The sequence below is a fragment of the Frateuria sp. genome, assembly GCF_035944355.1.
Taxonomy (GTDB): domain Bacteria; phylum Pseudomonadota; class Gammaproteobacteria; order Xanthomonadales; family Rhodanobacteraceae; genus Frateuria_A.
In genome coordinates, this window is record NZ_DASZBH010000007.1 from 79,642 (window position 1) to 95,601 (window position 15,960).

General features: G+C 69.9%; 15 protein-coding genes. 8 read left to right on the forward strand and 7 right to left on the reverse strand.

The genetic code is table 11. From position 1 onward, the window contains the following. Positions 1-60 precede the first annotated feature (60 nt). The 3 genes from hemA to VGU03_RS03920 all read left to right on the forward strand — a co-directional run bounded on the left by hemA (position 61) and on the right by VGU03_RS03920 (position 4,820). On the forward strand, positions 61-1,326 hold the full coding sequence (gene hemA / locus VGU03_RS03910) for a glutamyl-tRNA reductase (protein WP_327478804.1): 1,266 nt from the start codon (positions 61-63) through the stop codon (positions 1,324-1,326). Positions 1,327-1,403: 77 nt separating this feature from the next. After that, complete coding sequence (gene prfA / locus VGU03_RS03915) at positions 1,404-2,480, forward strand: peptide chain release factor 1 (protein ID WP_327478806.1); 1,077 nt, start codon at positions 1,404-1,406, stop codon at positions 2,478-2,480. A gap of 237 nt (positions 2,481-2,717) precedes the next feature. Next, positions 2,718-4,820: a tetratricopeptide repeat protein gene (locus VGU03_RS03920; RefSeq protein WP_327478807.1), complete on the forward strand. Its 2,103-nt coding sequence runs from the start codon at positions 2,718-2,720 to the stop codon at positions 4,818-4,820. 40 nt (positions 4,821-4,860) lie between these two features. On the opposite strand, the gene VGU03_RS03925 is transcribed toward VGU03_RS03920, so the two are convergent. From VGU03_RS03925 to VGU03_RS03935, 3 genes are read right to left on the reverse strand one after another with little or no spacing between them, the layout of a single operon-like run. Next, positions 4,861-5,154: an acylphosphatase gene (locus VGU03_RS03925; RefSeq protein WP_327478808.1), complete on the reverse strand. Its 294-nt coding sequence runs from the start codon at positions 5,152-5,154 to the stop codon at positions 4,861-4,863. 1 nt (position 5,155) lies between these two features. Then, positions 5,156-5,629, reverse strand: a complete 474-nt coding sequence (locus VGU03_RS03930) for a TlpA disulfide reductase family protein (RefSeq protein WP_327478809.1) — start codon at positions 5,627-5,629, stop codon at positions 5,156-5,158. Then, a complete protein-coding gene (locus tag VGU03_RS03935; RefSeq protein ID WP_327478810.1) occupies positions 5,626-6,891 on the reverse strand; it encodes a YihY family inner membrane protein in 1,266 nt (421 codons plus the stop codon). Before VGU03_RS03935 ends, VGU03_RS03930 begins: the two co-directional genes overlap by 4 nt. 73 nt (positions 6,892-6,964) lie before the next feature. Between VGU03_RS03935 and wrbA the strand changes: the two genes are divergently transcribed. The 4 genes from wrbA to VGU03_RS03955 all read left to right on the forward strand — a co-directional run bounded on the left by wrbA (position 6,965) and on the right by VGU03_RS03955 (position 10,219). Next, complete coding sequence (wrbA, locus tag VGU03_RS03940; protein ID WP_327478812.1) at positions 6,965-7,579, forward strand: NAD(P)H:quinone oxidoreductase; 615 nt, start codon at positions 6,965-6,967, stop codon at positions 7,577-7,579. Further along, positions 7,576-7,923 (forward strand): DUF2069 domain-containing protein, encoded by a 348-nt coding sequence (locus tag VGU03_RS03945; RefSeq protein WP_327478813.1) that lies wholly within the window; start codon positions 7,576-7,578, stop codon positions 7,921-7,923. Before wrbA ends, VGU03_RS03945 begins: the two co-directional genes overlap by 4 nt. 88 nt (positions 7,924-8,011) lie before the next feature. Next, on the forward strand, positions 8,012-9,646 hold the full coding sequence (locus VGU03_RS03950) for an acyl-CoA dehydrogenase family protein (protein ID WP_327478815.1): 1,635 nt from the start codon (positions 8,012-8,014) through the stop codon (positions 9,644-9,646). A gap of 87 nt (positions 9,647-9,733) precedes the next feature. Beyond that, a complete protein-coding gene (locus VGU03_RS03955; RefSeq protein WP_327478816.1) occupies positions 9,734-10,219 on the forward strand; it encodes an asparaginase domain-containing protein in 486 nt (161 codons plus the stop codon). A 68-nt stretch (positions 10,220-10,287) separates the two neighbouring features. Here VGU03_RS03955 and VGU03_RS03960 read toward each other — a convergent pair whose 3' ends face one another. Together VGU03_RS03960 and sufT are read right to left on the reverse strand one after the other, a co-directional pair. Beyond that, positions 10,288-12,180, reverse strand: coding sequence for a PKD domain-containing protein (locus VGU03_RS03960; protein WP_327478817.1), 1,893 nt, complete (start codon positions 12,178-12,180; stop codon positions 10,288-10,290). Positions 12,181-12,981: 801 nt separating this feature from the next. Continuing rightward, positions 12,982-13,539, reverse strand: coding sequence for a putative Fe-S cluster assembly protein SufT (sufT, locus tag VGU03_RS03965; protein ID WP_327478818.1), 558 nt, complete (start codon positions 13,537-13,539; stop codon positions 12,982-12,984). Positions 13,540-13,760: 221 nt separating this feature from the next. Here sufT and VGU03_RS03970 point away from each other — a divergent pair, with 221 nt between their 5' ends. Then, positions 13,761-14,183 (forward strand): hypothetical protein, encoded by a 423-nt coding sequence (locus VGU03_RS03970; RefSeq protein ID WP_327478819.1) that lies wholly within the window; start codon positions 13,761-13,763, stop codon positions 14,181-14,183. Between the two features lie 4 nt (positions 14,184-14,187). Here VGU03_RS03970 and VGU03_RS03975 read toward each other — a convergent pair whose 3' ends face one another. Both VGU03_RS03975 and VGU03_RS03980 read right to left on the reverse strand, forming a co-directional pair. After that, the gene (locus VGU03_RS03975; RefSeq protein ID WP_327478820.1) at positions 14,188-15,615 is read right to left on the reverse strand and encodes an NAD(P)(+) transhydrogenase (Re/Si-specific) subunit beta; all 1,428 of its coding nucleotides are present in this window, start codon (positions 15,613-15,615) and stop codon (positions 14,188-14,190) included. Further along, positions 15,615-15,917 carry an NAD(P) transhydrogenase subunit alpha gene (locus VGU03_RS03980; RefSeq protein ID WP_291195831.1) on the reverse strand — a complete coding sequence of 101 codons (303 nt, stop codon included), beginning with the start codon at positions 15,915-15,917 and terminating at the stop codon, positions 15,615-15,617. The genes VGU03_RS03975 and VGU03_RS03980 overlap by 1 nt, the downstream gene beginning before the upstream one ends. Positions 15,918-15,960: the final 43 nt, after the last annotated feature.

Genomic DNA, 15,960 nt, shown 5'->3' on the forward strand with positions numbered 1-15,960 from the left:
GGTACGAAAGCTTAGCCTACGCCGCCGCGGATACCCCGTCGTCAATTCGCACTCCACGCCATGCCGCTGATCGCCCTCGGGCTCAATCACCTCACCGCGCCGGTCAGCCTGCGCGAGCAGGTGGCGTTCGATGCGGACGCCGCCAGCGAAGCGCTGCGCGAGCTGAAGGCCGAGCCGGGCGTGGAAGAGGCGCTGATCCTTTCCACCTGCAACCGCACCGAGCTTTACGTCGGCGTGGCCGAGGGCGCCGAACACGCGCCTCAGGCATGGTTCAACCGCCACCACCGCTTGACCCCCGGCAAGCTGGACGAGTTCCTCTACCGGCACGACGAGGACGCTGCCGTGCGGCACATGTACCGCGTGGCCACCGGCCTCGATTCGATGGTGCTGGGCGAGCCGCAGATCCTGGGCCAGGTCAAGGATGCCTACCAGCTCGCCCGCGACGCGCAGGCGCTGGGCGCGCCGCTGGACCGGCTGCTGCAGAGCACCTTCCAGGTGGCCAAGCGGGTGCGCACCGACACGCGCATCGGCGCGCACACCGTGTCGGTGGCGTTCACCGCGGTGCGCCTGGCCGAGCAGGTGTTCACCGATCTCGAACAGGCCTGCGTGCTGCTCATCGGCGCCGGCGACACCATCGAGCTGGCCGCGCGCCACCTCGCCGACAAGCAGGTGCGCCGCCTGATCGTCGCCAACCGCACGCTGGAAAACGCGCAGGAACTGGCCAGCCGCTACGGCGGCTACGCCATCGCGTTGACCGACCTGCCCCAGCACCTGGCCGAAGCCGACATCGTGATCTCCTCCACCGCCGCGCGGCAGCCGGTGGTGACGCGGCCGATGGTCGAGCAGGCGGTGGCCGCGCGAAAGCGCCGGCCGATGTTCATGGTGGACATCGCCGTGCCGCGCGACATCGAGCCCTCGGTCGCCACGCTGGAGGACGTCTACCTCTACGGCGTCGACGACCTGCAACAGGTGATCGACGACAACCGCCGCTCGCGCGAAACGGCGGCGCGCGAAGCGCAGACCATCATCGACCTGCAGGTGGAGCGCTACATGGCCTGGCGCCGCGCGCTCACCCTGCGCAACCCGGCGATCGACCTGCGCCAGCACGCCGAGCGCTATCGCGACGAGGTACTCGTCAAGGCGCAGGCGATGCTGGCGCGCGGCAAGTCGCCCGACGAGGCGCTGGCCTTCCTCGCCAACACGCTGACCAACAAGCTGTTGCACCACCCCAGCGCGCGCCTGCGCGAAGCGGCGCTCAACGGCGACCTGGACCTGCTGCAGGCAGCCGGACGGCTGTACGGCGAAACGGACGAACGGGACCCATAGCGAGAGCGGCTGGCTGCCGCTCCCGCGCCGCGAGCCGGACCTTGCCGGCCCCTTCCACCCGTGCCATCCATACCGCCATGACCCCATCGATCCGCCGCAAACTGGAAACCCTGGCGGAGCGCCACGAGGAAATCGGCCTGCTGCTGGCGCAGCCGGACGTGCTCGCAGACGCCAACCGTTTCCGCGAGCTGTCGCGCGAGTACGCGCAGATCGAGCCGGTGGCCGCCGCGCTGCGCGAGCACGACCAGGCGCAGAGCGAGCTCACCGAGACGCGCGCGATGCTGGCCGACCCGGAACTGCGCGACATGGCCGCCGACGACGTCGCCCGCCTGGAAGCGCGCCTGGCCGCGCTGGACGGCGAACTGCAGATCCTGCTGCTGCCCAAGGACCCGCGCGACGAGGCGAACCTGTTCCTGGAAGTGCGCGCGGGCACCGGCGGCGACGAGGCCGCGCTGTTCGCCGGCGACCTGTTCCGCATGTACGCGCGCTACGCCGAGCGCCGCCGCTGGCACGTCGAGGTGCTGAGCGAGAATCCGGGCGAGCATGGCGGCTACAAGGAGATCGTCGCCCGCATCGAGGGCAAGGGGGCCTACTCGCGGCTGAAGTTCGAGTCGGGCACGCACCGAGTGCAGCGCGTGCCCGAGACCGAATCGCAGGGCCGCATCCATACCTCGGCCGCGACCGTGGCGATCCTGCCGGAAATGGACGAGATCGAGGACATCCCGATCAACCCGGCGGACCTCAAGACCGATACCTTCCGCGCCTCCGGCGCCGGCGGCCAGCACGTCAACAAGACCGACTCGGCGATCCGCATCACGCACCTGCCCACGGGCATCGTGGTCGAATGCCAGGACGAGCGCAGCCAGCACAAGAACCGCGCCCGCGCACTGTCGCTGCTGAAGGCGCGCCTGCTCGACGAGGCGCAGGCCAAGCAGACCGCCGCGCAGGCGCAGGAACGTCGCCTGCAGGTGGGTTCGGGCGACCGCAGCCAGCGCATCCGCACCTACAACTTCCCGCAAGGGCGCATCACCGACCACCGCGTCAACCTCACGCTCTACCGCCTGCCCGAGGTACTCGCCGGCGACCTGGACGAGCTGGTCGACACGCTCACCCGCGAGCACCAGGCCGACGAGCTGAAAAGCCTCGCGTCCTGAGGAACCGGCCGGCCGCCTGGCGCATCGGCACCTGCGCCGGCTCGACCGTCAAGCACGGGCTCGTTTGGGGAACGCACCTTCCGAGCGGGAACTGCCATACGTCCTTGTTCATCGACCTGGCGACCATGGCATCCTTGCGAGGCAGCTGAGTGCGATCCAGCGTAACGGGCTTGCGGAAGCCATAGCGATGACAACCGTTCCATCCCGAGGCACGGCCGGCCAGAAGTACACGGCCCCATGACACCAAACGCCCGCGCCGACCTGGAAGCCTTGCTGCAGCGGCTTGCCTACCTGCTGCAGCGGACCGCCAGCGGCGAAGCCGAAGCGCTCGCGGCGAAGGGGCGCAAGGAATTTCCGCTTTCCGGTGAACTGGCCCGCCTGCACGGCATCGCCCTGCTGCAACTGGGTCACCGGCGCGAGGCGCTGACGGCGCTGCATCGCGCCGCGGAACTGGCTCCGGCCAGCCTGGAAGTGCAGTGCAACCTGGCCAACCTGGCGCTGGAGGACGGCCGCCCGGAGGCGGCGATCGAGCGGCTGCAGGCCACGCTCGGGCGCGCGCCCGGCCACCCGGGCGTACTGCAGGCGCTCGGCGTGGCGCAGATGGTCGCCGCGCGCCATGGGGAAGCGCGCGATACCTTCGCCCAGGCGGTTCGCGCGGCCCCGCAGCATCCCGGTCTACGACTGAACCAGGCGGAGGCCGAGCTGGAGCTCGGCGCGACTGCCCAGGCACTGGCCCACGTGCGCGAAGCGCTCGCGCTGGCACCACATCTGGCGGCCGCGCACGACCTGCTCGGCCACGTGCTGCACGCCCAGGGCCATTTGTCCGAGGCCGCCCAGGCGTGGCTGGAGGCCGAGCGGCTGGCACCCGGCGAGCCGCGCTACGCGTTCCAGGCGGCCCGCATGCTGGAAGCCTCCGGCGAACTCGCCCGAGCGGCCGCGGCCTATGCCCGTACGCTGCAAAACGCGCCTGGCTCTGGCCCTGCCCTGAGCCGTCTTGCCTCCACGCGACGCCGCCTGGCCGATTGGCGCGAGCAGGACAAGCTGACCGCCCGCCTGCGCGAAGCGGTGGAAGCCGGCCTGCACGGCATCGTGCCGTTCGCGCTGCTGCTCGAGCCGTTCGATCGCGCGCTGCAGCGCAAGGCAATGGAAACCTTTGCCCGCCCGATCGAGCAGCAGCTTTCGCCGGCGCGCCGGCAACTGCGGTTCAGCTGGCGCCAGCCGGCGCCGGCCGAACCGATCCGCGTCGGACTGCTGTCTGACGGCTTCGGCGAGCATCCGACCGGGCGCACCGTGGCCGGCCTGGTCGAGGCGCTGGCCACGGCGGGCGGATTGGAACTGCACCTGTTCGCGACCTGCGCCGACGATGGCGGCCCGCTGCGCCGGCGCCTGGCCGCCGCCGCGCCGCTGCACGTACTCGACGCGCTGCCGCCCCCGCAAGCGGCCGGGCGCATCCATGCACTGGGCGTCGAAGTGCTGGTCGACCTCACCGGCTATGGCCTGCACACGAATGCCGACCTGCTCGCATTGCGCCCGGCGCCGCTGCAGATGAACTGGCTGGGCTATCCGGGCACCACCGGTGCGCCCTGGATCGACTACCTGCTGGCCGACACCGTGGTGTTGCCGCCCTCGCACCGGGCCGATTACAGCGAGAAGGTCCTGCGCCTGCCGCGCTGTTTTCTGCCGGTCGCCTGCGTTGCGCCGGCGCCGCCGCCGGCTCGCTCCGCCTGCGGCCTGCCGGAGACGGGCGTGGTGTTCGGCTGCTTCAGCGACGTGCGCAAGCTCGACCCGGCCACGTTCGCGCGCTTCATGCTGATCCTGCGCGAAGTCTCCGGCAGCGTACTGTGGCTGCGCGCCGGCCCGGACGGCGCCGACGAACGTCTGCGCGCCGCAGCCGCTGAACACCAGGTGGCGCCGGAGCGGCTGCTGTTCCTGCCGCAACTGCAGCATGAGGAATACCTGGCGCGCTACGCCCTGGTCGACCTCTTCCTCGACACCCTGCCCTGCAGCGCCCGCACCACCGCGGCCGACGCGCTGTGGGCCGGTTGCCCGGTGCTGACCACGACCGGCGACACCTTCGCGGGCCGCGTTTGCGCGAGCCTGCTGCACCATGCCCACATGCCCGAGCTGGTGGCCGAGGAAGCCGACGGCTTCGTGGCGACGGCCGTGCGACTCGGCCGCGACCCGGCTGCGCTGGCGGACTTGCGCGGCCGCCTTGCCGGGATGCGCGGGCGATCGCCCTTGTTCGACATGAGCGCCTTCGCCGGCGATTTCCGGCGCGCGATGCAGTCGATCGGGACACGGCGCAGGATGGGGCGGCCACCGATCGACCTGGACTTCTAGACGGCCGGACGGAGATCCGCCCGGCCACCGGGATCCGTGGTCACCCCGTGCCGAATCCTTCGGGCGGCTCGCCGGTGCCAAATCCTCCGGGCGGCTGGCCCGGGCCATCCTCGCGCAGGACGCCGGTCACCTTCGCCGCCGCCGGCCCCTGCCACAACCAGCGCTCCAGCGCGTCCAGCGCCGCGGCTTCGCCATAGGCGAACACTTCGACGCGGCCGTCGTGCAGGTTGCGCGCGTGGCCGGTCAGGCCCAGCTGCCGCGCCTGCTCGCGGGTGCTGGCGCGGTAGAACACGCCCTGCACGCGGCCGCTCACCAGGAAGCGCGCGCCGGCCATCTCACTTGCCCGCGCCGATCGCCGCGCCCAGCGACTGCGGCGTCACCGGACCGACGAAGCGCTTGGCCACGTGCCCGTCGGGTGCGATCAGGTAGGTGGTGGGCAGCCCGCGCGGCTCCTCGAAATCCTTCGGCGGGCTGTCCAGCGCCACCTGGGCGATCGGGTAGCTCACCGGGTGTTTGGCCAGGAAGGCCTGGATGTCCGCCTTGTCGCTGTCCTCGTAGGCCAGGCCGATGGCGCGCACGGTGGCGTGGCTGGCGACGAAGCGGGAGATGTCCGGCATCTCCTTGATGCAGGGCACGCACCAGGTCGCCCAGAAGTTGACGATCACCCAGTGCCCGCGCTGCGCGGCCAGGTCGAAGGGCTTGCCCTCCAGCGTGGTCACCTGCAGCGAAGGCTGCGCGGGCATGGCCGCATGCACCGATGCCACGGCTGCAAAAAGCGTCGCCGCGAGCAGGAGGCTTGGCATCTTCATGGGGAAACGTTCTCCGCTTCGTTCGGGTCGGGGGGGAAAGCGTGGTCCAGCCGCGTGCCCAGCCCATCCTCCAGCATGCGCGCCATCTCGGCGAGCAGATCGAGCAGTGCGGGCGGCAGGTCGATGCCCAGCGTGCGCGCCTCCAGCGCGGGCCTGAGCGGCAACCGGTAATCGCTGTGACGATACACCCGCAGCAGATCGGTGCTGTCCAGGCTGCGGCTCAGCAGCCAGCCGCCGGCCTCGCCGCGCTGGATCAGGTCGGCCCGTTGCAGGTCCTGGAAATAGCAGGCGATCGCGGCGCTGCGAAGGTAGGGCGCGTGCACGCGCACGGTCGCCGGATCGAGGCTGCAGCCGGCGCGCTGCGCATCGACGAAATGCCGCAGCACCACCAGCAAGCCGAGGAACTCGGCTCCTTCCGGCAGCGTCTGCGCCGGCGCGTGGTATTCGTAGGCGGACAGCGAGGCGGCCACCGACGCGCCGAGAATGGCGATCACCCACGACAGGTAGATCCACAGCAGGAAGATCGGGATGGTAGCCAGCACCCCGTAGATCTGCTGATAGGTCTGCGCTCGGCTGACGAACAGAGTGAAGCCCCAGCGCGCGATCTCGAACAGGACCGCTGCGATCAGCGCGCCCAACGCCGCGTCGCTGCGTCGCACCCGGCAGTTGGGCACGGTGCCGTACATCAGCCACAGCGTCACGAAGGTCACCACGAAGGGCAGCACGCCGAGCAGGCGCTGGCCCAGGCCCAGTTGCTGATAGGCGCCAGCCAGCAGCGGCATGGCCGTGACGTACGAAGTCACCGCGATGCCGCCCACCACCAGGATCGGGCCGAGCGTCAGCGCCGTCCAGTAGAGCAGCAGCCGCGAGGCCCAGCTGCGCGATTCGTGCACGCGCCAGATGCGGTTCATGCGGTCCTCGATGCTGACCATCATGGACAGCGCGCTGAACAGCATCACCAGGATGCTGATGCCGGTGAGCTGGCTGGCGTTCTGGGCGAAGCTGAGCAGCGTCTCCTGCACCTTCTCGCCCGTCGCCGGCACGAAGTTGGAGAACACGAAGTCGAGCAGCATGTTGCGCGCCGGCTCGAACACCGGAAACACCGAGAACATCGCCAGCACGGCCACCATCAGCGGCACCAGCGACACCAGGGTGGTGTAGGACAGGGCGCCCGCGGTCTCGAAGCACTTGTCGTCGACGAACCGCTGCCAGATGAAGCGGCTGAAGCTGAGCGCACGGTCGCGGTCGAAACGCCAGGCCATGGGCGGCACCATCAAGCGGAAGGCGGCCGCTACACTACCCGATCGCCGGTGAACGCCCAATCGAACGGAAGCCATGAGCCCGGAACCCGAAAAGCACGTCATTCTGGTCCTGTACTACAGCCGCAGCGGACACACCGCCCAGCTCGCGCGGCTGATCGCCCGCGGCGTGGAGGAGGCCGGCCTGGAGGCACGCCTGCGCCAGGTGCCGCCGGTCGCGCCGGTCACCGAGGTGGCGCAGCCGCCGGAGCCGGACGAAGGCGCGCCCTACGTGCGCCGCGAGGACCTGGCCGAGTGCGCGGGCCTGGCGCTGGGCAGCCCCACGCGCTTCGGCAACATGGCCGCGCCGCTCAAACATTTCCTCGATTCCACCGGCGCCGAATGGGCCAGCGGTACGCTGGCCGGCAAGCCGGCGGCGGTGTTCACCTCCACCGGCACCATGCACGGCGGGCAGGAATCGACCCTGCTCACGATGGCGCTGCCGCTGCTGCACCACGGCATGCTGCTGCTGGGCCTGCCGTTCACCGAGCCGGCGCTCAACGCCACGGCGAGCGGGGGCACGCCGTACGGCGCCAGCCACGTCGCCGGCACGCGCGGCGACAACCCGGTCAGCGAGCACGAGCGCGAGCTCGCCCGCGCGCTGGGGCGACGCCTGGCGCTGACCGCCCGCAAGCTGGCGGCGCAGGCATGAGTGCGCCGGTGCCGCTCGCCTACCGCGCCGGCCGCGCGGCGTGGTTCGCGCTGATCGCGCTGCAGCTGCTGTGGCACGGCTGGCTCGCCCGGCCGGAGCGCATGCCGCTGTGGCTGGTGCTGGGGATCACTGTGATCCCCTTGCTGCTGCCGCTGGCCGCGTTGCGCGACCTGCGCCGCGCGCTGCTGTGGGTCGGCATCCTCAGCCTGTTCTACTTCTGCCATGGCGTGGCCGAGGCATGGAGCGAACCCACGGTGAAGTGGCTCGCGCTGGTGGAGATCGGCCTGTCGCTGCTGGTCATCGTGGCGCTGGGGGCGGGCGTGAAGCGCAGGCCGGGCCGCTGATCGCTTCGGCGAACCGGCGGTTCGCCGAAGCACGCTCCGCCTACCACGGGTGCCTATACTGACCCGCATCGCACCGCCGGAGCGCGCCATGGGCTTACTGCAGACCGCGCCGCAATTGGTTCATCCCTACCGCAACGATCGCACGCTGCTGGCCTTGCTGGACCGGGTGATTCCGCCCGAGCGCCGTAGCGCGCTCGATGCGGACCTGGACGCCTTGGGCGACTACGCGCAACGGGCCTGGGAGCGCGCCCGCCGCGGCACGCCGCGCACGCCGGTGCTGACGCAGTGGGACGCCTGGGGCCGGCGCGTGGACCGGATCGAACTGACCACGGCCTGGCAGGAAGGCCCCGGGCTGACCACCCGCCACGCGATCCTCGCCGCCGGCCACGAACCGCACGCACACGCGCGGCTGGAGCAGTTCGCCCGCGTCTATCTGTATCACCTGGCCAGCGAGTTCTATACCTGCCCGCTGGCGATGACCGACGGCGCGATCGCAGCGCTGCGCGCGTCCGGCAACCAGGCGTTGATCCAACGCGCGCTGCCGCATTTCCTCAGCCGCGATCCGGCCACCTTCTGGCTGAGCGGCCAATGGATGACCGAAACCGGCGGCGGCTCGGACGTCGGCCGCACCGGGACCGTCGCACGCCAGGACGCCGATGGCCAGTGGCGACTGCACGGCCGCAAGTGGTTCAGCTCGGCGGTGGTCGGCGAGGCGGCGCTCGCGCTGGCGCGGCCCGAGGGCGCCGGCGAGGGCGCGGCGGCGCTGGCGCTGTTCTACGTCGAGACGATGGATGGCGGGGAACGCAAGCCGCAACTGGTCGTCGACCGCCTCAAGGACAAGCTCGGCACGCGCGAACTGCCCACCGCGGAGATCCACCTCGATGGCCTGCCCGCCTGGCCGCTGGGCGAACTCGCCAACGGCGTGCGCCAGGTGGCGCCGATGCTCAATGTCACGCGCACCTGGAACGCGGTCTGCGCGGTGGCGAGCATGGCCCGCGCGTTGGCGCTGGCCTGCGACTATGCGGTGCGGCGCGAAGCCTTCGGCCGGCCGCTGATCGAACAGCCGCTGCACGCGCAGACGCTGGCGGACATGCGCGCCGAATTCGAGGGCGCGTTCGCGCTGGCGTTCGAGGTGGTGCAGCTGCTCGGCCGTGTCGAACAGGGGCAGGACGCGCCCCACGAGGCGGCGCTGCTGCGCCTGCTCACGCCGCTGGCCAAGCTGTGGACCGGCAAGCTCGCCGTGGCGCTGTGCTCGGAGGCGCTCGAATGCTTCGGCGGCGCGGGCTACATCGAGGACACCGGCCTGCCGCAGCTCCTGCGCGACGCACAGGTCTACGCGATCTGGGAAGGCACCACCAACGTGCTGGCGCTGGACAGCCTGCGCGCGCTCGGCGAAGGCCTGCCGGCGCTGCGCACGGCCATCGGCGGCTGGACCGGCGGCAGCCATGAGCCTGAGATGCTGGCGCCCATCCATGCCGCGCTCGACGCCGCCGCGCGACAGCCGCAATCGCTGCACGGCGAGCGCGCCACACTGGAAGCCGCGGCGCGCGGACTCTCGCTCACGCTTGCGCGCAGCGCTGCCGCTGCCCTGCTCGCCCGCCAGTCGACCTTCGCCCGCGGGCGCGGCGACATGCGTCCCGGTGCCGCCCTGCGCCGCTTCGTGGCGCACGGGCTGGACCGGACGATCGTCCCGGACCTGGCCGACACGCACCTGCTGTTGTGAGCCGCGGCAACCCGCAGGCCAAGGGCAGCCATCGCGGCCGCGGGACTCCCGCTAAACTAAGTCCCCCACTCCTGGTTTCCGGCCACCATGCAGCACCTGACCATCGTCACCACCGGCGGCACCATCGACAAGATCTACTTCGACGACAAGTCGGACTACAAGATCGGCGCGCCACAGATCGGCGAGATCCTGAGCCAGCTCGGGGTGGCGTTCGCCTTCGACGTGATCCCGATCCTGCGCAAGGACAGCCTGCACATGTCCGACGAGGACCGTGCGCTGGTGCGCTCGACCATCGAGGCGCAGCCGCACCGGCACGTGCTGGTGACCCATGGCACCGACACCATGGTGGAGACCGCGCGCGAACTGGCCTCGATTCCCGGCAAGGTGATCGTGCTGACCGGCGCGCTGAATCCGGCGCGCTTCCAGGGCTCCGATGCCGTGTTCAACATCGGCTGCGCGGTGGCCGCGGTGCAGACGCTGCCCGACGGCGTCTACATCACCATGAACGGCCGCGTGTGGGATCCGGCCAAGGTGCGCAAGAACCGCGACGCCAACCGCTTCGAACAGGTCTGAGGGCATCCCTCGGAACGAACCGAGGGGCCGCCCGCAAGCGGCCCCTCGTCGCTTTCGCGCGTGTTGCCTTACTGCACCGTCAAGGTCACGTCATCCAGCACGAACGAGGTCTGCAGCGACGCATCCTCCGTACCGGTGAACTTCAGCACCACCGTCTTGCCGATATAGCTGGACATGTTCGCCGTATGCACGGTGTAGCCCGCAGCGGCGTTGACGTTGGAGAACGTCGCCAGCGTGCCAAGCAGCGTGCCGGAGGTGTTGTAGACCTGCACGTACAGGTGATCGTAGGCGGTCGAGCCGGTTTCGGCCGTGTCGATGTGCAGGTAGTACTGCAGCGTCGCCGAGGTCTTGCCGCTCGGGATGGTGACCTGCTGCGAGACCGTGTCGGTATGGGTGGTGCCATAGCCATCCAGCCAGGCCTTCCACGAACCGCTGTGCGCCGGCTCCGAACTGCTGTTGTCGATCACGCCCGCGGTCGTCGTCCAGGGGGCCGCCGTACCGGTTTCGAACCCGGTGTTACCCAGCAGCTGGCTGCTGCCACCGCCGCCGGAAACCGTCACCGACTGCGTCTTGGTGTTGGTGGCGCCGAGGTTGTCGGTCACCTTCAGCGAGACGTTGTAGGTACCGGCCGCGGCATAGGTGTGGCTGGGGTTGGTCACGGTCGAGGTGCCGCCGTCGCCGAAGGCCCACGAGCGCGAACTGATCGTGCCGCCAGTGTCGGTCGAGCTGTCGGTGAAGTTCACCGTCAGGCCGCTGATCGTCTCGCCGAAGTTGGCCACCGGCGTACTGCCGCCGCCGCTGCTGCCGCCCACGATCGGATGCGAGATGTCGCATTCGTTGGTGTCGTTGGACCAGGTGCTCTGCATGGCATAAGTGCCGTTGCCCATGATCACGTTCTGGGTGGCAGCGTTCGACGGCGAGGTGAGCCACGCGCACTCGTCGCCGTCTTCCTCGCCGTTGTAGGTAGCGTCTCCGGTGTGGTTGGTCCAGCCGCCGGCCGGGTTCTGGTCGGTGACGGTCTCGGCGTACTCGTGGCCTTCGACGATCGAGAAGCCGTCCAGATTGCCCTGCGAGGAACTGCCGTTGACCGAGCCCGTGCCGCAGCTGGAACCCATGTCGTACACGTAGGGCATGTTGGTGAAGGCGACATCACCCACCGGCGAAGAGACGTTCTGGTCACCGTTCCAGTCGTGCCAGGCGCAGAACGAACCGCTCGGCGTGTTGAATCCGTCCGGATGGGTGCCCGAAGGCGACAGCACTACGTACTGCACGTAGCGGTTGGAGGCCGCGGTGGTGTTGCCGAAATGCTGCGCTGCCTTGATCGCTTCCTGCGCCAGCTGGGCGCCGGTGGCCTGCGAAGGCGAGGCGACCGAGTTGTCGTACCAGATGCCGGCGAAGGCGCCGCCGGTCGGATAGCCGATCTGCGCGGCACCAGACGGGCAGAAGGTGGCGCCGCTGGACACCGAGGGACCGTCGCAATACTGGGTCATCACGCCGGACCACAACTCGCCGCCGGTGCCCAGGCCCTTGAACAGGTTCTGCAGGTAGGGCACGGCGCCGACCGGGTCGCCTGACAGGTGCATAAGTCCATCCGAACCGGTGCTGGCCGTGCCCCACTGGTTGCCGTAGACCACCAGGTAGACCTTGGGCGTGCCGCTGGTGACGCCGATGCCGTCCACACCGCCGCCATAGCTCAGGGTCTCGGGACCGGTGGCGGCATTGGTGGCCAAGGCATGGGTCGCCCCGTACCGCTTCATCTGCGCATGCGCCTCGCGGGTCGGCACGGCGCCGTGGCGATAAAGATGCTTATAGCGCGGCGAGTAGGGGTTGAGGGTCTGCGCATTCGTGTTCTGCGCGTTGGACATGCCGACCTGTGCCGCCACGCCGCTGCCCGCGAACGCAAACCCCGCGGTCACGCTCAGCACGGCTGAGGCCATGGCTTTCATCAAGCTGCTTTTCATGGTTGCTCCGAATTTGAGGACGAGAAGACCTGCTGCGGCAGAGGCCACAGTTCAATCGAGCTAGCTGGTGTGCCCTAAAGTTGCGTCAATGCCCCGAACCGCAGTTCCCCCTGCGGTCCCTCAGCAGCGATCGGGGCCCGTCTGGTGCGGCTGGAGAGTGCGGCACGCAAACGGGACGAACCATCCGTCAACCTCCCCGCCGACGAATGGTTTGACGATAGGCGGGCCAAATCGACGCGGACAATTGGACTTTTTCGTAGGGGAGAAGCGCCTGGCTGATATCGAAAAAACCTTCGTGCGCGCAAGTGTGACGCAGTGCGTTAACCGGGCGACGCAGGCCTGTGTGATGGCATCGCTCGACCAAGTCGGCGCAAGGCTTCCGGAGCATCGCTTCGCGCTCGCGTGAAGGTTTTGCATGCGCGCGAAGGCGCCTAAACCCTGGTTAAACACAAGACCTTGCGCCGCCATCGGTGGCAAACGTACGCGCCCGGGAGCGGCTGTCCGGGCCGTTGCAGAGATTCCCCCATGAATAAGGGCCCGGCCGAAGCAGAGCCCTTTGCCTGCGCTGTCGGCGCACCCGATACGGCCGGGCGCGTGACGCGTCCTGGTCACGCTCCGAGCATGCGGAGGCCGTACGCCGTGGCAGAGAGATTTCCTGGGATTCGGATCCGTGATTGGCGCTGTTAGCAGCCGCGGAAAGCGCGCCGCAGCGACGCCCACGAGGCATCACGCCCATGCCGCAAACGCATAGAGCCCGGCTTTGTGCCGGGTCTTCGGGTGCTGCGGGATGGCACCGGAACGCTAGAGCATGCCGGTCTCGAGCTTGGCCGCATCCGACATCATCGAGTGGTTCCACGGCGGGTCGAAGACCAGGTCCACGTCCGTCTCGCCGACGGTGGGGATCAATTCGAGCTTGGTGCGCACGTCGTCCACCAGGATGTCGCCCATGCCGCAGCCGGGCGCGGTCAGGGTCAGCTTGACGTAGACCTTGCGCGTGCCGTCGGCGAGCGCATCGATCGACACGTCGTAGACCAGCCCGAGCTCCACCACGTTGATCGGGATCTCCGGATCGAACACCGTGCGCAGTTGCTCCCACACCAGCTTTTCCACGTCCTCGTCGCTGGCATCGGCGGCCAGCTCGATCGGCGGCGGCGGTTCCTTGCCCAGGGCGTCGGCATCGTTGCCGGCGATGCGGAACAGGTTGCCCTCGACGTAGACGGTGAAACTGCCGCCGAGCGCCTGCGTGATGTAGCCGATCTGGCCGGCCGGAAGCATCACGCTCTCGCCCTGCGGCACCATCACCGCCGCGCAATCGCGCTCCAGGGTGAAGGGTTCGCTGCTCAGACTGAAGCCACTCATGCCGATCCTGCTAAAAATCCGTCGAGGCCGCGGCCACGGCCGCGGGAAGCGCTCTATTATGCCGCGCCGCGGCGGCACGCCGCTGATCAAGATCAGGCCCGCGCTGCCGATCTCAAGACATCCGGGCGGACGGGACGGCCGCGCGGTTATCATTCACGCTCGCCAGAAGACTGCAGGACCCGCATGGCTCCCGACCACCCGCCGCAGCCCCGTCCCCGCTCGTGCGCCTGATTTCCGCGCTGTTCGCCGCCTTCAGCGCGGCCATGCTGGGGCTCGCCGCGGGCGCCGTCTGGATGTTGCCGACGATGGCGTTGCGGCGCCCGCTGCCGGTGCTCGCGCTGGTGGCCGGCGGGCTGCTGGCGCTGGCGGTACGGAGCTGGGTGCGCCCGGCTGGCCGTGCGGCTGCCGCACTGGCTGCCGGCGCCACGGTGCTAGCGGCGATCTACGTGGACATGCTCACCGCTGCGGCGCGGATCGCCGGAGCCATGGGCATCGGCCTGCTCGACGCCCTGCGCGGGGCCGGTCCGACGATGCTGCTGGTGTTGGCGCAACTGGCGGTGCGGCCGGTCGATGTCGCCTTCGGCCTGGGCGGCGCGCTGCTTGCCGCGTGGCTGGCCGGCCGCAGGCCCCGACGGGTTCCGTAAGCGCCTACGCTTCCAGCGCCTTGAGCGCCGCCACCAGTTCGGCCGCCACCGCCTGCCCGTCGCCGTAGAGCATGCGCGCGTTGTCGGCGTAGAACAGCGCGTTCTCGATGCCGGCGAAGCCGGTGCCCTTGCCGCGCTTGACCACGATGACGTTTCTCGCGGCCGCCACGTCCAGGATCGGCATGCCGTAGATGGGCGAGGCCGGATCGGTCTTGGCCAGCGGGTTGACCACGTCGTTGGCGCCGATCACCAGCGCCACGTCGGTGCTCGGAAACTCGGGGTTGATCTCGTCCATGTCGGCGATCAGGTCGTAGGGCACGCCCGCCTCGGCCAGCAGCACGTTCATATGGCCCGGCATGCGGCCGGCCACCGGGTGGATGGCGAATTTCACCTTGACCCCGCCCTCGATCAGCAGCCGCGCGAACTCCCACACCTTGTGCTGCGCCTGCGCCACCGCCATGCCGTAGCCGGGCACGATCACCACGCGCTCGGCATAGGCCATCATCACCGCCGCGTCCGGCGCCTCGATGGGCTTCTGCGCGCCGCTTATCGCCTGCGCCGCGCCGGCCGCAGCGCCGAAGCTGCCGAACAGCACGTTGCCCAGCGAGCGGTTCATCGCCTTGGCCATCAGCTGGGTCAGCAGCGTGCCGGCCGCGCCGACCACGGTGCCGGCGATGATCATCGCCTCGTTGCCCAGTACGAAGCCCTCGAACGCGACCGCCAGGCCGGTGAATGCGTTGTACAGCGAGATCACCACCGGCATGTCGGCGCCGCCGATCGGCAGCGTCATCATCAGCCCGAACAGGAGCGCCAGCGCAAAGAAAATCGCGATCAGGCCGGGCCGGAGCGTGCCGGCGACCAGCAGGGCTCCCAGCACGAGCGCGAGCGCGAGCACCAGCAGGTTGGCCGCGCGCTGGCCGGGAAACGTGAAGCGCCGATCCAGCCAGCCCTGCAGCTTGGCGAAGGCGACCAGCGAACCGGAAAAACTCACCGCGCCGATGAGCGCGCCCAGCACCGCCAGCGCCAGCTGCGCCGTGCCGGGCGCCTGGCCGCCGGCGGCGAACCGCCCGCCGCCGAGCAGCGTCACCGCCGCGCCGGCGAAGCCGACCAGCTCGGCCGCGCCGATGGCCGCCGCCGCGCCGCCGCCCATGCCGTTGTAGAGCGCCACCATCTGCGGCATCGCGGTCATCGCCACGCGCCGGCCCGACCACCACGCCGCGGCGGTGCCCAGCAGCAGCGCGGCCAGCATGAGCCCACGGTGCGCCAGCCCGGGCAGCGCGAAGGTGGCCGCCACCGCCAGCGCCATGCCCAGGCCGGCCCAGACGATGCCGCCGCGCGCCGTGCGCGGCGAACTCATGCGCTTCAGCCCCAGGATGAACAGCAGCGCGGCGATGAAATAGCAGGCCTGGATCGCCCCCGGCAGCCAGGCCATCAGTGCGTCCCCCGGCCGCCCGGGCGGCTGGACTTGAACATCTCGAGCATCCGCTCGGTGACCACGTAGCCGCCCGCCGCGTTGCCGGCGCCCAGCAGCACGCCGACGAAGCCGATGCCGATTTCCAGCGGCGTCTGCGCGTGGCCCAGCGCGATCATCGCGCCGACCAGTACGATCCCGTGAATGAAGTTCGAACCGGACATCAGCGGCGTATGCAAGATCACCGGCACACGCGCGATGATCTCGTGGCCGGTGAAGGCCGCCAGCATGAAGATGTACAGCGCAAGGAACCCGTCGAGCATGACCTCTCCCCCCGTCCGCGCGCCCCGCCGAGCGGCTGTCGCC

Excerpts from the sequence above, each read along its gene's own strand:
- hemA (WP_327478804.1), top strand. The coding sequence starts at position 61 with ATGCCGCTGATCGCCCTCGGGCTCAATCACCTCACCGCGCCGGTCAGC.
- prfA (WP_327478806.1), top strand. The coding sequence starts at position 1,404 with ATGACCCCATCGATCCGCCGCAAACTGGAAACCCTGGCGGAGCGCCAC.
- VGU03_RS03920 (WP_327478807.1), top strand. The coding sequence starts at position 2,718 with ATGACACCAAACGCCCGCGCCGACCTGGAAGCCTTGCTGCAGCGGCTT.
- VGU03_RS03925 (WP_327478808.1), bottom strand. The coding sequence starts at position 5,154 with ATGGCCGGCGCGCGCTTCCTGGTGAGCGGCCGCGTGCAGGGCGTGTTC.
- VGU03_RS03930 (WP_327478809.1), bottom strand. The coding sequence starts at position 5,629 with ATGAAGATGCCAAGCCTCCTGCTCGCGGCGACGCTTTTTGCAGCCGTG.
- VGU03_RS03935 (WP_327478810.1), bottom strand. The coding sequence starts at position 6,891 with ATGGCCTGGCGTTTCGACCGCGACCGTGCGCTCAGCTTCAGCCGCTTC.
- wrbA (WP_327478812.1), top strand. The coding sequence starts at position 6,965 with ATGAGCCCGGAACCCGAAAAGCACGTCATTCTGGTCCTGTACTACAGC.
- VGU03_RS03945 (WP_327478813.1), top strand. The coding sequence starts at position 7,576 with ATGAGTGCGCCGGTGCCGCTCGCCTACCGCGCCGGCCGCGCGGCGTGG.
- VGU03_RS03950 (WP_327478815.1), top strand. The coding sequence starts at position 8,012 with ATGGGCTTACTGCAGACCGCGCCGCAATTGGTTCATCCCTACCGCAAC.
- VGU03_RS03955 (WP_327478816.1), top strand. The coding sequence starts at position 9,734 with ATGCAGCACCTGACCATCGTCACCACCGGCGGCACCATCGACAAGATC.
- VGU03_RS03960 (WP_327478817.1), bottom strand. The coding sequence starts at position 12,180 with ATGAAAAGCAGCTTGATGAAAGCCATGGCCTCAGCCGTGCTGAGCGTG.
- sufT (WP_327478818.1), bottom strand. The coding sequence starts at position 13,539 with ATGAGTGGCTTCAGTCTGAGCAGCGAACCCTTCACCCTGGAGCGCGAT.
- VGU03_RS03975 (WP_327478820.1), bottom strand. The coding sequence starts at position 15,615 with ATGGCCTGGCTGCCGGGGGCGATCCAGGCCTGCTATTTCATCGCCGCG.
- VGU03_RS03980 (WP_291195831.1), bottom strand. The coding sequence starts at position 15,917 with ATGCTCGACGGGTTCCTTGCGCTGTACATCTTCATGCTGGCGGCCTTC.